The 13,460-nt window shown below is 64.2% G+C and carries 13 protein-coding genes; 5 read left to right on the forward strand and 8 right to left on the reverse strand.

All coding sequences use genetic code 11. The features are described from left to right. Positions 1-78: 78 nt before the first annotated feature. On the reverse strand, positions 79-285 hold the full coding sequence (locus tag AC1DSA_RS08285; protein WP_477887921.1) for a hypothetical protein: 207 nt from the start codon (positions 283-285) through the stop codon (positions 79-81). 526 nt (positions 286-811) lie between these two features. Here AC1DSA_RS08285 and aat point away from each other — a divergent pair. The 3 genes from aat (at position 812) to AC1DSA_RS08300 (ending at position 3,172) form a co-directional block, all read left to right on the forward strand. Then, positions 812-1,567: a leucyl/phenylalanyl-tRNA--protein transferase gene (gene aat, locus AC1DSA_RS08290; protein WP_477887923.1), complete on the forward strand. Its 756-nt coding sequence runs from the start codon at positions 812-814 to the stop codon at positions 1,565-1,567. After that, positions 1,564-2,310, forward strand: coding sequence for an arginyltransferase (locus AC1DSA_RS08295; protein WP_477887925.1), 747 nt, complete (start codon positions 1,564-1,566; stop codon positions 2,308-2,310). The genes aat and AC1DSA_RS08295 overlap by 4 nt, the downstream gene beginning before the upstream one ends. A gap of 64 nt (positions 2,311-2,374) precedes the next feature. After that, positions 2,375-3,172 carry an IclR family transcriptional regulator gene (locus tag AC1DSA_RS08300; RefSeq protein WP_477887927.1) on the forward strand — a complete coding sequence of 266 codons (798 nt, stop codon included), beginning with the start codon at positions 2,375-2,377 and terminating at the stop codon, positions 3,170-3,172. Positions 3,173-3,239: 67 nt separating this feature from the next. On the opposite strand, the gene pbpG is transcribed toward AC1DSA_RS08300, so the two are convergent. The 7 genes from pbpG to AC1DSA_RS08335 form a co-directional block, all read right to left on the reverse strand. Next, the gene (gene pbpG / locus AC1DSA_RS08305) at positions 3,240-4,283 is read right to left on the reverse strand and encodes a D-alanyl-D-alanine endopeptidase (protein WP_477887929.1); all 1,044 of its coding nucleotides are present in this window, start codon (positions 4,281-4,283) and stop codon (positions 3,240-3,242) included. A gap of 161 nt (positions 4,284-4,444) precedes the next feature. Continuing rightward, a complete protein-coding gene (locus AC1DSA_RS08310) occupies positions 4,445-5,992 on the reverse strand; it encodes a 2-isopropylmalate synthase (RefSeq protein WP_477887931.1) in 1,548 nt (515 codons plus the stop codon). Further along, on the reverse strand, positions 5,980-7,671 hold the full coding sequence (gene leuA / locus AC1DSA_RS08315; protein ID WP_477888046.1) for a 2-isopropylmalate synthase: 1,692 nt from the start codon (positions 7,669-7,671) through the stop codon (positions 5,980-5,982). Before leuA ends, AC1DSA_RS08310 begins: the two co-directional genes overlap by 13 nt. A 203-nt stretch (positions 7,672-7,874) precedes the next feature. Further along, positions 7,875-8,687 carry a CDP-diacylglycerol--serine O-phosphatidyltransferase gene (gene pssA / locus AC1DSA_RS08320; RefSeq protein WP_477887933.1) on the reverse strand — a complete coding sequence of 271 codons (813 nt, stop codon included), beginning with the start codon at positions 8,685-8,687 and terminating at the stop codon, positions 7,875-7,877. A gap of 81 nt (positions 8,688-8,768) precedes the next feature. After that, positions 8,769-9,785, reverse strand: a complete 1,017-nt coding sequence (gene ilvC, locus AC1DSA_RS08325; protein ID WP_477887935.1) for a ketol-acid reductoisomerase — start codon at positions 9,783-9,785, stop codon at positions 8,769-8,771. 45 nt (positions 9,786-9,830) lie between these two features. Beyond that, positions 9,831-10,322, reverse strand: coding sequence for an acetolactate synthase small subunit (gene ilvN / locus AC1DSA_RS08330; RefSeq protein ID WP_477887937.1), 492 nt, complete (start codon positions 10,320-10,322; stop codon positions 9,831-9,833). Positions 10,323-10,425: 103 nt separating this feature from the next. Further along, positions 10,426-12,201, reverse strand: coding sequence for an acetolactate synthase 3 catalytic subunit (locus AC1DSA_RS08335; protein WP_477887939.1), 1,776 nt, complete (start codon positions 12,199-12,201; stop codon positions 10,426-10,428). Positions 12,202-12,473: 272 nt separating this feature from the next. Here AC1DSA_RS08335 and AC1DSA_RS08340 point away from each other — a divergent pair, with 272 nt between their 5' ends. Beyond that, positions 12,474-13,040 carry an RNA polymerase sigma factor gene (locus AC1DSA_RS08340; protein WP_477887941.1) on the forward strand — a complete coding sequence of 189 codons (567 nt, stop codon included), beginning with the start codon at positions 12,474-12,476 and terminating at the stop codon, positions 13,038-13,040. Beyond that, a complete protein-coding gene (locus AC1DSA_RS08345) occupies positions 13,037-13,459 on the forward strand; it encodes a DUF3619 family protein (RefSeq protein WP_477887943.1) in 423 nt (140 codons plus the stop codon). The genes AC1DSA_RS08340 and AC1DSA_RS08345 overlap by 4 nt, the downstream gene beginning before the upstream one ends. The last annotated feature ends 1 nt before the right edge of the window (position 13,460 follow it).

The following is a 13,460-nucleotide window of genomic DNA, read 5'->3' on the forward strand; positions in this document are numbered from 1 at the left end:
CCGATGTTGCAAGCGCACAGCCGCCGTCCGGCGGAAGCATTTCACGCCGGGGAATAAAACAAACGAGCTAGTTCGGAATCAGTGCCGGTGGCGCAACGGACGCAGAGCCTCGTCCATGGCCGGGAAGACGGGATTGCGGATGGACGCAGTCAGCTCCGTGTCGCCGCCCGGGCGAGCCTGCAGGCCGAAGGTGATGTACGGGACCAGGCTGTGCGCACCGAAACCCCAGCGTCGGCCTTCCGGCAGCAGACGTGGAGTGGATTCGGGGGGGAGGGAGACGCGCATCATGGCCAAACTCGGCCAACAAGTTTCGCACACGGCCAGTCTGGCGTTACTGCTTTTTTTTTCGCCTCGCACCAGGACGCGGGCCTCCCGCGAATGAAAGCGCTAGGACGCAGTCAACGCCAAGGCAAACAAAGTCCACATCAGCAGCGATGCACCTCCTCCAAGCCACCAAGCGGCCTCGCCCAGGACGCTTTCGCGAGCTTCGGTAGCTAGGGACGGGGCGAGCCACAGGGGCGTCACGTCTGCAAATGCTTCGCGTGGGTCGTTCTCCATGGCGGTTCCTGCGGCAAGGGAGTACGCATGCTCGAAGCACGCGCTCTCGCTCCGTGTCGGAAAGCGCCGTTGCAAGGCGTAGTCGTCCTGCTGCCGCTCACGCCAGCCCCGTCCTCCCATGGATCCGGTGCAAGCCTTCTGATCCATCCCGCAGCCTCGCAGGAGTTATCCACCCAAGTGGAAAGCCATAAGGAACCCGGATTCCCACAGTGTTCATTGGACAGTGCTTCGCGCCCGCCACCGCGGCGGCACAATGGAATGGATGCACCTGCCCTGGCTCCAACCCGGAGACCCGTTTCCCGATCCCTCCCAGGCCTGGGACGAGAAGCAACCAGCCCCCGGCCTCCTCGCCGCCGGCGGAGCGCTCGACGTGGACAGCCTCCAGCGCGCCTATGCGAGCGGGATCTTCCCCTGGTTCAGTGAAGGCCAACCGATCCTGTGGTGGAGCACGGATCCGCGCATGGTCCTGTTCACTGACGAATTCAAGCTGCACCGGTCGCTGCGAAAGACGCTCGGGCGCTTCGTCGCCGACCCGCGCTGCGAAATCCGGTTCGATGGAGACTTCGACGCGGTGATCCTTGCTTGCTCCAACAGCCAACGGCCTGGCCAATCGGGCACTTGGATCGTGCCCGCGATGGTCGATGCCTACCGGGCATTCCACCGCGCGGGATTCGCCCACAGTGTCGAAACCTGGATCGATGGGCGCTTGGTGGGCGGGTTGTACTGCGTCGTGCTAGGACGCGCCGTGTTCGGTGAGTCGATGTTCACGCGGGAACCCGACGCCTCCAAGATGGCACTGGCAGCGCTCGTGGCCTGGTGCCGTCATGCCCGGGTGCGCATGGTGGATTGCCAGCAGAACACACGCCACCTCGCCTCCCTCGGCGCGCGCGAGATTCCGAGAGCGGAATTTGTGCAACATGTGGCCGCGCATGCTGCGCATCGGCCTGCCCATTGGCAATTCGAGCCCGTATACTGGAACGCACTCCTGCCGCATTCGACACCTGCGTGACGCATCTCAAGGATCTTCCGCTCCAGACGCTGCAGTTCTACGCGACGGCGCCGTATCCGTGCAGTTACCTGCCGGGCAAGCAGGCCCGCTCGCAGGTGGCCACCCCAAGTCACCTGATCCACAACGACGCCTATTCCGACCTGGTGACCAGCGGGTTCCGCCGCAGCGGCATGTTTACCTACCGCCCTTATTGCGATGGCTGCCGCGCCTGCGTGCCTTTGCGCGTGCTGGTGGACGATTTCCAGCCGAACCGCAGCCAGCGGCGCGCATCGAGGCAGCATGGCGCCCTGCAGGCGCGCGTGCTCAAGCTCTGCTTCGTGCCTGAGCACTACCACCTCTACCTGCGTTATCAGACCGGACGCCACGCCGGCGGCGGAATGGACCACGACAGCATCGACCAATACACCCAGTTCCTGCTGCAAAGCCGGGTGAACTCGCGGCTGGTGGAATTCCGCGAAAGGCTTCCCGACGGCAGTTCGGGCCCCTTGCGCATGGTGTCCATCCTGGACGTGCTCAACGACGGGATTTCCGCTGTCTACACCTTCTACGAGCCGGACCCTGTCGCCAGCTACGGCACCTACAGCGTGCTCTGGCAGATCGATCAGGCCAAGCGACTCAAGCTGCCGCACGTCTACCTCGGGTATTGGATCGACGAAAGCCCGAAGATGAACTACAAGTCCCGGTTCCACCCGCACCAAGTGCTCGTGGACGGCGAGTGGCAGCCCGGAGTGCAGCCAGCCTGAGGATTTCGCTCCCGGCTCCCCCGGCTCTTTTCACAAGGTAAAATGCGCGCTGAGGTACCGACCTATGCGCCAAAAAGACTCCCAGGCTGCCGCCACTCCGACCATCCAGGTCATCGAGCGCATGTTTGCGCTGATTGACGTGCTGGCGTCCCGCGAGGAGGCCATCTCGTTGAAGGAAATCAGCGAGAAGACCGGCCTGCATCCTTCCACCACCCACCGGATCCTGAACGACCTGGCGACGGGCCGCTTCGTGGACCGACCGGAGGCCGGCAGTTATCGGCTCGGCATGCGCTTGCTGGAATTGGGCAACCTGGTGAAGGCACGGCTGAACGTCCGTGATGCGGCGCTGTTGCCAATGCGGGAACTGCACAAGCAAATCCAGCAGCCGGTCAACCTGAGCGTCCGCCAGGGCGATGAAATCGTTTACGTCGAGCGCGCCTACAGCGAGCGTTCAGGCATGCAGGTGGTGCGAGCCATCGGCGGCAGGGCGCCGTTGCACCTGACCTCGACCGGCAAGTTGTTCCTGGCGGCCGACGACCCCCAACGCGTGCGCGCCTACGCTACCCGAACCGGACTGGCAGGCCACACCAAGAACAGCATCACCCAGTTGCCTGTGCTTGAGCGCGAACTCGGCAAGGCGCGCCAGTACGGCATCGCCCGGGACAACGAAGAACTGGAACTGGGAGTGCGGTGCATGGCGGCGGGCATCTACGACGACCAGTCCAAGCTCATCGCAGGCCTGTCCATATCCGCACCCGCTGATCGGCTCGACGAGAGTTGGCTGGCAAAGCTGCAAACCACGGCCGACGAGATTTCCAGCGCTCTGGGCTACAAGCCGCCGACCCAGAGGCTGGCGGCCTGACTGTCCAAAGCTGATTCCGCCAAAAAACAAGGCCCCATACGGGGCCTTGGCTGGGAGCACGGAAGTTTCAGCCGCTGACCTGTCGGACCATCGTCGTCCCCGCCGGCATCGGCACGCCGGTGGGCGAATGGGTCTCGACCCACTTGCGAACGCGTTCGGCGTCCGCGATGCGGCTCAGTTTGCCGGCGGAATCAAGGAACACCATGATCAGCTTGCGACCCGCCACCTTGGCTTGCATGACCAGGCACTGCCCGGCCTCCGAGATGTAGCCAGTCTTCTGCAGGCCGATATCCCACGCCGGATTCTTGACGAGCCGGTTCGTGTTGTTGAACTGGAGAGTGCGACGCCCGATCTCGACCTGGTGGCCCGGCGAGGTGGACAGCTCGCTGAGCATCTTGTCCTGCGAGGCGGTGGCAACGAGGCGAGCCAGATCCTGCGCGCTGGATTGGTTGCGACTGGACAAGCCAGTCGGCTCGACGTACTTGGTGTCGCCCATGCCCAGCAGCTGCGCGCGCTGGTTCATGGCTTCGACGAAGGCGCTGAGTCCACCCGGATAGGTGCGACCCAACGCGTGCGCCGCCCGATTCTCACTGGACATGAGCGCCAGGTGCATCAGCTCACCACGGGACAGGGTGGTGCCCACCCGAAGGCGCGAGCTGCTGCCTTTCTCGGTGTCGACATCGTCCTGGCTGATGGTGATGGTTTCGTCCATCGGCAACTTCGCCTCGCTGATGACCAGGCCCGTCATCAGTTTGGTGATGGACGCGATCGGCAGGACGGCGGAATCGTTCTTGCGCAGGAGCACCTCGCTGGTGTCCTGGTCGATCACCAGTGCCACGCTGGACTTCAGGTCGAGTTCGTCTTCGGTGGAATGAAGGCCCGCCATCTGGCCAAACGAGGGCTTCGCCGGCAATCGCACGACGGAGCGCGACTGTTTGGCAACCATTTGCGGCTTGCCGACCGTATACGTCTTGCTGACCCGCGCGCGCTTGACGACGCTGGCCTCGGCGTCTTTCTTCACCACACGTTTCGCCTGCGCCGCCTGAACGCCGGCGGGAGCCAATGCCAAGGCCAGAACAGACAGGGCGATGGTGTGGACGAAACGGTTCAAGTTCTGTACTCCTGGCAACGACGACCTGGGGTGTAGGACAGTCCTTACAGCACCCCTAACGCGAAGTGTACTTCGGCCGTGTACCGGCGGGCGCAAAAGTTACAAAAATCAATGACTTAGAAGGCTAATCTCACAGCTGAGCTTCAGTATCCGGATTAACCCTAAACATTTCCACCCCCTTGCGCCGCGACGCGCTCCACCTTGCTGCGCAGCTTGTTCAACGCGCTGAGGTAAGCCTTGGCGGACGCGACAACGATGTCCGGATCGGCTCCCACGCCATTGACCACGCGGCCGGAGTTCTGCAACCGGACCGTGACCTCGCCCTGGCTCTCGGTTGAGCCGCTGATGGCGTTCACGGAATAGAGCACCATTTCCGCCCCGCTGTTCACTTGCGTTTCGATGGCCTTTAGCGAGGCATCGACGGGTCCATTGCCGTCCGATTCGCCTCGCACCTCCTTGCCATCCGAGGTAAACACGACCGTTGCGTGCGGCCGTTCGCCGGTTTCGCTGTGTTGCCGCAGCGAAACGAGGCGATAGCTCTCTTCTTCCTTGGTCACCGATTCATCGCTGACGAGCGCCAGGATGTCCTCGTCGAAGATCTCGCTCTTGCGGTCGGCCAGTTCCTTGAACCGCGCAAATGCGGCATTGATTTCCACCTCGCTGTCGAGCTCGACGCCCAGCTCCTGCAGCCGCTGCTTGAATGCATTCCGGCCGGACAGCTTGCCGAGCACGATCTTGTTGGCGCTCCAGCCCACGTCCTCCGCCCGCATGATCTCGTAGGTGTCGCGCGCCTTGAGCACTCCATCCTGGTGGATGCCGCTGGCATGGGCGAAGGCATTGGCGCCGACCACCGCCTTGTTCGGCTGCACAACGAAGCCTGTCGTCTGGCTCACCATCCTGCTGGCGGCGACGATGTGCTTGGTGTCGATGTTCACGTCGAGGCCGAAATAGTCTCGCCGGGTCTTCACCGCCATCACGACTTCTTCCAGAGAGCAGTTGCCGGCACGCTCGCCCAGTCCATTGATCGTGCACTCCACCTGCCGCGCGCCCCCGAGCTTCACGCCGGCCAGTGAATTGGCCACCGCCATGCCCAAGTCGTTGTGGCAGTGGACGGACCAAATCGCCTTGTCCGAATTCGGGATGCGCTCGCGCAGCGTCTTGATGAACTGCCCGTAGAGCTCGGGCACTGCGTAGCCCACCGTGTCGGGCACGTTTATGGTCGTCGCGCCTTCCTTGATCACCGTCTCCAGCACACGGCAGAGGAAGTCCACTTGGCTGCGGTAACCATCCTCGGGCGAGAACTCGACGTCCGCGCACAGGTTGCGGGCAAAGCGCACCGACTGCTTAGCCTGCTCCAGCACCTGCTCGGGCGTCATCCGCAGCTTCTTTTCCATGTGCAGCGGCGAGGTCGCGATGAAGGTGTGGATGCGCGCCCGGTTGGCGCCCCTGAGCGCTTCCGCGGCCCGCGCGATGTCGCGATCGTTCGCACGCGACAGCGAGCAGATGGTGGAGTCCTTGATCGCGTTGGCGATGGACTGAACCGCCTCGAAGTCGCCGTTGGAACTGGCGGCAAATCCGGCCTCGATCACATCCACCCGCAGGCGCTCCAGCTGGCGCGCGATGCGGAGCTTCTCGTCCTTCGTCATGGATGCGCCGGGCGACTGCTCGCCGTCGCGCAAGGTGGTGTCGAAGATGATCAGTTGGTCCATGTGGATTCCTCTTGTTCGTTGGCGATGCCTGCGCGCTGAAGACCCGAAACGATGGCCTTGAGCGACGCCGACACGATGTTCGCGTCCATGCCGACACCGAACAGCGTCCGATCGCCGACACGCAATTCCAGGTACGCAACAGCGCGCGCATCGGCGCCGGACGCGATCGCATGCTCATGGTAGTCGAGCACGCGGATGGCTTCGCCGGTTGCCTGGCCCAGCCCTTGAACGAAGGCGTCGATGGGGCCGTTGCCGATGCCACGCACCGTGATGCTGCGCTCGCCCATGCGAAGGTCGGCTGCCAAAGTCACGAGTTCGCCGGTCGCGCCACCGCCCGACTCCAGCACCTGGTGCGCGACACTGCCCTGTTCCAGGGAGTATTCCTTGCCGAAAAGGTCCCAGAGATCGCGCGCGCTCAATTCCTTGCCGCTCGCGTCCATCACGCCCTGCACGACCCGGCTGAATTCGATCTGCAGCCGCCGCGGCAATTCCAGGCCGTACTCCGACTCGAGCAGGTAGGAGATGCCGCCCTTGCCCGATTGGCTGTTCACCCGGATCACCGCTTCGTAGCTGCGGCCCAGGTCCTTGGGATCGAGCGGCAGGTAGGGCATGTCCCAGACGTCCGCCGGGTTGCGCGCAGCGAACGCCTTCTTGATCGCGTCCTGGTGCGACCCGGAGAAGGACGTGTAAACGAGGTCGCCCACGTACGGATGGCGCGGGTGCACGGGCAGCTGGTTGCAGTGCTCCACCGTTCTGCGGATCTCGTCGATGTCGGAGAAGTCCAGGCCAGGGTCCACGCCTTGGCTGTAGAGGTTCAGCGCCACGTTTACCAGATCGAGATTGCCGGTGCGCTCACCATTGCCGAACAGGCAACCTTCCAGCCGGTCGGCCCCCGCCATCACCGCGAACTCGCCGGCCGCCGTGCCCGTGCCGCGGTCGTTGTGCGGGTGGACCGAAAGCACGATGCCGTCACGCCTCGCCAGGTTGCGGTGCATCCACTCGATCATGTCCGCGAAGATGTTGGGCGTCGAGTGCTCCACCGTCGACGGCAGGTTGACGATGCACTTGCGTGCGGGCATGGGCTGCCAGACATCCGTGACCGCGTCGACGACGCGCTTCGCGAACGTGAGCTCGGTGCCGGAGAACATCTCGGGCGAATACTGGAACACCCAGTCCGTCGCCGGCCGCTGGGCCGCCAGTTCCTGGAACAGGCGCGCCTGCGCAGCGGCGAGGTTCACGATGCCGTCCTCGTCCAGGCCCAGCACCACCTTGCGCATCACGGGCGCAGTGGCGTTGTACAGGTGCACGATGACGCGGCGCGCGCCCTCGAGCGACTCGAAGGTGCGGCGGATCAATTCCTCGCGGGCCTGCGTGAGCACCTGGATGGTCACGTCGCGCGGGATGAGGTCATCGTCGATCAGCTTGCGCACGAAGTCGAACTCCACCTGCGAGGCCGAGGGGAATCCCACCTCGATCTCCTTGAACCCGATCGCCACGAGGGTTTCGAACATGCGCAGCTTGCGGGCGATGTCCATGGGTTCGATCAGCGACTGGTTGCCATCGCGCAGGTCCACGCTGCACCACACGGGAGGCTTGGTCAGCACGGCGTCCGGCCAAGTGCGATCCTTCAAGTGGACCGGCTGGAACGACCGGTACTTGCTGGCGGGATTCTTCAACATCGGCATGGTGATCTCTCGTTGGGGTGGTGGAACCAGCAGCCCCAATGAAAAACGGCCCGCTGCTGGTGCAAACGGGCCGTGATCCGGAATTCTGCGCACGCGCTACCGTCTCCGCCCGTGGGGGATGAGTAGTAGGGCCAGCGCGATGCGGTTCATGGTTTGGACTTTAGCACAGGCCCGAGCGGCCGCCGCATGAGGGTTTTCTATCGGTGCAACCCCGATTCCTCGGGCTCGTCGGTCGACGTGCTGATGACGCTGGCGCGCTCGCCGCGCGCCTTGCGCCAGAAGTACAGGACGTAGCCCGACAGGCCGTAGATCACGAAGATCGCGAACAGCACCACCGGCGGGTCGATGTTGATCACCGCGATGCCCAGCGCGATCAGGACGATCACGGCGAAGGGCACGCTCTTCTTCATCTGGACGTCCTTGAAGCTGTAGAACGGCACGTTGGTGACCATCGTCAGTCCCGCGTACAGCGCCACCGCGAACATGATCCAGGTGATGTCGTAGGGCTTCACCCCATAGTCGGTCATCAGCCAGATGAACCCGGCCACCAGTGCCGCCGCGGCCGGGGATGGCAGGCCCTGGAAATAACGCTTGTCGACCACGGCGGTGTTCACGTTGAAGCGGGCCAGCCGCAGGGCGGCGCACGCGCAGTAAACGAACGCCGCGATCCAGCCCCAGCGGCCCAGGCCCTTGAGCGCCCACTCGTAGGCGATGAGCGCCGGAGCCGCCCCGAAGGACACCATGTCCGACAGCGAATCCATCTGCTCGCCAAAAGCGCTCTGCGTGTTCGTCATGCGCGCGACGCGGCCGTCGAGGCTGTCCAGGACCATCGCACTGAAAACGCCCGCGGCCGCCAGGTCGAAGCGGCCGTTCATGGCCATGACGATGGCATAGAAGCCACCGAACAGGGCCGCCAGCGTGAAGAGATTGGGCAGGATGTAGATGCCCTTGCGGCGCTTGCGCACCACCACTCCCTCGGCAGGCATCTCGTCGTCGTGTCCATCATGCATGGCGCAAGTGTAAAGGCAGGATCGGCGCGCCCAACAAGAAAGGCCGCCCGGAGGCGGCCTTTGCACGGCGCACGAGGTGCGTCAGTTGCGGGTCTGGTCCACCAGCTTGTTCTTCTTGATCCAGGGCATCATCGCGCGCAGCTGCTCGCCCACCACCTCGATCGAGCTCTCCGCGTTCAGGCGGCGGCGCGACTGCAGGGTGGGGGCGCCGGCGCGGTTCTCGATGATGAAGCTCTTGGCGTATTCGCCGGTCTGGATGTCCTTGAGCACCTGCTTCATCACCTTCTTGGTTTCGTCGGTGATGATGCGCGGTCCCGTGACGTACTCGCCGTACTCCGCGTTGTTGGAGATCGAGTAGTTCATGTTCGCGATGCCGCCTTCGTAGATCAGGTCCACGATCAGCTTCAGTTCGTGCAGGCACTCGAAGTAGGCCATCTCGGGCGCGTAGCCGGCTTCCACCAGCGTCTCGTAGCCGGCCTTGATCAGTTCGACGGTTCCGCCGCACAGAACGGCCTGCTCGCCGAACAGGTCGGTCTCGGCCTCTTCACGGAAGTTGGTTTCGATGATGCCGGCCTTGCCGCCGCCGTTGGCCATCGCGTACGACAAGGCCAGGTCACGAGCGCGGCCGGACTTGTCGGCATGCACGGCCACCAGGTGGGGCACGCCGCCGCCTTGGGTGTAGGTGTTGCGCACGGTGTGGCCGGGAGCCTTGGGAGCGACCATCCAGACGTCGAGGTCGGCGCGCGGCACGACCTGCCCATAGTGCACGTTGAAGCCGTGCGCGAAGGCGAGCGACGCACCCTGCTTGATGTTCGGCTCGACGTCGTTCTTGTACACGGTGGCGATCTGCTCGTCGGGCAGCAGGATCATCACGACGTCGGCGGCCTTGACGGCGTCGGCAACCTCGGCGACCTTCAGGCCGGCCTTTTCGACCTTGGGCCAGGAAGCCCCGCCCTTGCGCAGGCCGACGATGACCTTGACGCCGCTGTCGTTCAGGTTCTGCGCGTGCGCATGGCCTTGCGAGCCGTAGCCGATGATGGCGACCGTCTTGCCCTTGATCAGGCTGAGGTCACAGTCCTTGTCGTAATAAACCTTCATGGTCTCTCCTAGTAATCCGTCTTCGGGGTGTGTTGAGGGGGGTGATCAGAGGCGCAGGATGCGCTCGCCGCGGCCGATACCGCTGGCACCGGTGCGAACCGTCTCGAGAATGGCGCTGCGGTCGATGGCCTGCAGGAAAGCGTCATTCTTGGACTGGTCGCCCGTGAGTTCGATGGTGTAGCTCTTGTCGGTGACGTCGATGACCCGCCCGCGGAAGATGTCCGCCATGCGCTTCATCTCCTCGCGCTCCTTGCCCACCGCCCGCACCTTCACCATCATGAGCTCACGCTCGGTGTAGCTGCCTTCGGTGAGGTCGACGACCTTCACCACCTCGATCAGGCGGTTCAGGTGCTTGGTGATCTGCTCGATCACGTCGTCGGAGCCGGTGGTCTGGATCGTCATGCGCGACAGCGACGGGTCTTCCGTCGGCGCCACGGTGAGCGACTCGATGTTGTAGCCGCGCGCCGAGAACAGGGCCACCACGCGAGAGAGTGCGCCGGGCTCGTTTTCGAGCAGCACGGCAATGATGTGCTTCATGTGCGATTCCTCTTTTCGGCGCCCTCCCCTGCAGCCGGTAAGCGGCAGGCTTGGCAGCCAATAGATTCTTCGGGAGTGCGGCGGGCAGGCCCGCCGCGTCGGTTTACAGGTCCTCGCTTCCGAGGAGCATTTGGGTGATGCCTTGCCCGGCCTTCACCATCGGCCAGACGTTCTCGGTCGGGTCGGTGCGGAAGTCCATGAACACGGTCCGGTCCTTCAGCTTGCGCGCCTCGCGCAGGGCCGGCTCCACATCCGCCGGACGCTCGATCAGCATGCCCACGTGGCCATAGGCCTCGGCGAGCTTCACGAAGTTGGGCAGCGCGTCCATGTAGCTGTGGCTGTAGCGGCCCTCGTAATCGAGTTCCTGCCACTGGCGCACCATGCCCAGGTAGCGGTTGTTCAGCGCCAGGATCTTGATCGGCGTGTTGTATTGCAGGCAGGTGGAGAGTTCCTGGATGCACATCTGCACCGAGCCCTCGCCCGTCACGCAGTACACCTCGGAGTCCGGCTTCGCCAGCTTGATGCCCATGGCGTAGGGAATGCCCACGCCCATGGTGCCGAGGCCGCCGGAATTGATCCAGCGACGCGGCTCCGGGAACTTGTAGAACTGCGCGGCCCACATCTGGTGCTGACCGACGTCGGAAGTGACGTAGGCCTCCACGTCCTTCGTCATGTTCCAGAGCGTCTCGATCACGTGCTGCGGCTTGATGACGTCGCGGTTGTTGCGGTCGTAGCGCAGGCAGTCCTTCTTGCGCCAGCCGTCGATGGTCTCCCACCAGCCGCCCAGGGCAGCGGCATCGGGCTTCTGCCCGGATTCCCTGATCTGAGCGATCAGCTCGGCCAGCACTTCCTTCACGTCGCCCACGATCGGGATGTCGACCTTCACCCGCTTGGAGATGCTGGAAGGATCCACGTCGATGTGGATGATCTTGCGGTCGCTGGAGGCGAAGTGCTTGGGGTTGCCGATCACGCGGTCGTCGAAGCGCGCACCCACGGCCAGCAGCACGTCGCAGTTCTGCATCGCGTTGTTGGCCTCGATCGTGCCGTGCATGCCCAGCATGCCCAGGAACTTGGGATCCGTGCCGGAGATGGCACCCAGCCCCATCAACGTGTTGGTGCAGGGATAGCCAAGCAGGTTGGCGAGCGTGCGGAGCTCTTCGCTCGCGTTGCCGAGGACCACGCCGCCGCCCGAATAGATGTAGGGACGCTTGGCCGCCAGCAGCAATTGCAGCGCCTTGCGGATCTGGCCGCTGTGGCCCTTGCGCACCGGGTTGTAGGAGCGCATCTCCAGCTTCTCGGCGTAGCCGTTCCAGGGCGTCTTGTTGAAGGAGACGTCCTTGGGGATGTCCACCACCACCGGGCCCGGGCGGCCGCTGCGGGCGATGTGGAAGGCCTTCTTCATCACCATCTCGAGGTCGCGCACGTCCTTCACCAGGAAGTTGTGCTTGACGATGGGGCGGGTGATGCCGACCGTGTCGCACTCCTGGAAGGCGTCCAGGCCGATCGCGGCCGTGGGCACCTGGCCGGTGACGATCACCATCGGGATGGAATCCATGTACGCGGTGGCGATCCCGGTGACTGCGTTGGTGACGCCAGGGCCGGACGTCACCAGCGCGACCCCGACGTCGCCGGTGGCACGGGAGTAGCCGTCGGCCGCATGCACCGCCGCCTGCTCGTGACGCACCAGCACGTGCTGGATGGTGTCCTGCTTGTAGAACGCGTCGTAGATGTGCAGAACCGCACCACCCGGGTAACCCCAGACGTACTTCACGTTCTCGGCCTGGAGGGCCTTGACGAGGATTTCGGCTCCGCGAAATTCGTTGGTCTGGCCTGCCGTGGCGGCGGCCGCGGAGCTGAGCTCCGTGCGGGAGATTTCCATGATCAACCTTTCGGGTTTCGAACTACGAACCTTGGGGTGCCCCTTCGCCCGCTCTCGTGAAGCTGCGTCGGGACTTAGAGCACCTGGCCATGGGCGGGCGCTTCGCACCACCGGACCAGGACTCGTTTGCCTTTGACTTGCAGGCCGCATTATCGCACTGCAGCAGACGGCCCCCAAGAGCCCGACCGCCGCAATGCCATAATTTCCGGCTGCCCAGTCGCTCCAGCGGCCTGCGCGCGACCCGAACAACGCATCACAGGCGCCCCGCACTCTTGGCCACAGACCGCGAACTCTCGGATTTCCTTCAGGGCGTCGAAAAGCGTGCCTTCAAGCGCACGGTCTACCACGTGCGGGAGGAGGAATCGGCGCTGGACATCGTCCAGGACAGCATGATGAAGCTGGCGGAGCACTACGCCGACAAGCCGGTGAACGAGCTCCCGATGCTGTTCCAGCGCATCCTTTCCAACTGCACCCTGGACTGGTTTCGCCGCCAGAAGACCCGCAACGCCCTCTTTTCCAACCTGAGCGACTTCGAGTCCGCTTCGGAGGACGGCGATTTCGACCTCCTGGAAACTTATTCCTCGGCCGACCCCTCTCAGCAGGTGGAAAGCGCTGAAGATGCGACGCGACGGGCTCAGATCTTGCGTGAAATCGAAACCGAGGTCATGGAACTTCCCGCCCGTCAACGCGAAGCGTTTCTAATGCGTTACTGGGAGGACATGGACGTGGCCGAGACGGCGGCGGCCATGGGCTGCTCGGAAGGCAGTGTCAAGACCCACTGCTCCCGGGCGGTGGCCGCCCTCAGCAAGGCACTGAAGGCCAAGGGAATACAACTATGACGACCGCTCACGACCCACTGCGCGCCTCGACGCTGGCCGACCAGTTCGGCCGCCGCGTCGCCATGCGCCTCGACGCCGGCACCGACGCAATGGCGTACGAGGTGGGCGAGCGCCTGCGCGCCGCCCGGGTGCGTGCATTGCAGGTGCGCAAGCAACCGGAAGTTGCGCCTGTCATGGTTGGCCGTGGTGCCAGCGCCACGCTCGCGCTTGGCGGCCGCAACTGGATCCACCGGATCGCGTCCGTGCTGCCCTTGCTGGTGCTGGCCGCCGGCCTCGTGCTGATCCATACCGTCCAGACCGAGCGCCGCGCCAACGAATTGGCGGAAGTCGACGCCGCCCTGCTCACCGACGACCTGCCGCCGGCGGCGTACGCCGATCCCGGCTTCGTCCAGTTCCTGAAGGCTGGCGGCGGCGACTGAA

This window comes from Ramlibacter sp. P4_H7 (genome assembly GCF_056400765.1).

Bases quoted from the DNA above. Each gene is read 5' to 3' on its own strand.
- AC1DSA_RS08345 (WP_477887943.1), top strand. From the start codon at position 13,037: ATGACGACCGCTCACGACCCACTGCGCGCCTCGACGCTGGCCGACCAG.
- pssA (WP_477887933.1), bottom strand. From the start codon at position 8,687: ATGCATGATGGACACGACGACGAGATGCCTGCCGAGGGAGTGGTGGTG.
- aat (WP_477887923.1), top strand. From the start codon at position 812: ATGGAATGGATGCACCTGCCCTGGCTCCAACCCGGAGACCCGTTTCCC.
- ilvN (WP_477887937.1), bottom strand. From the start codon at position 10,322: ATGAAGCACATCATTGCCGTGCTGCTCGAAAACGAGCCCGGCGCACTC.
- AC1DSA_RS08335 (WP_477887939.1), bottom strand. From the start codon at position 12,201: ATGGAAATCTCCCGCACGGAGCTCAGCTCCGCGGCCGCCGCCACGGCA.
- AC1DSA_RS08310 (WP_477887931.1), bottom strand. From the start codon at position 5,992: ATGGACCAACTGATCATCTTCGACACCACCTTGCGCGACGGCGAGCAG.
- AC1DSA_RS08285 (WP_477887921.1), bottom strand. From the start codon at position 285: ATGCGCGTCTCCCTCCCCCCCGAATCCACTCCACGTCTGCTGCCGGAA.
- AC1DSA_RS08300 (WP_477887927.1), top strand. From the start codon at position 2,375: ATGCGCCAAAAAGACTCCCAGGCTGCCGCCACTCCGACCATCCAGGTC.
- ilvC (WP_477887935.1), bottom strand. From the start codon at position 9,785: ATGAAGGTTTATTACGACAAGGACTGTGACCTCAGCCTGATCAAGGGC.
- leuA (WP_477888046.1), bottom strand. From the start codon at position 7,671: ATGTTGAAGAATCCCGCCAGCAAGTACCGGTCGTTCCAGCCGGTCCAC.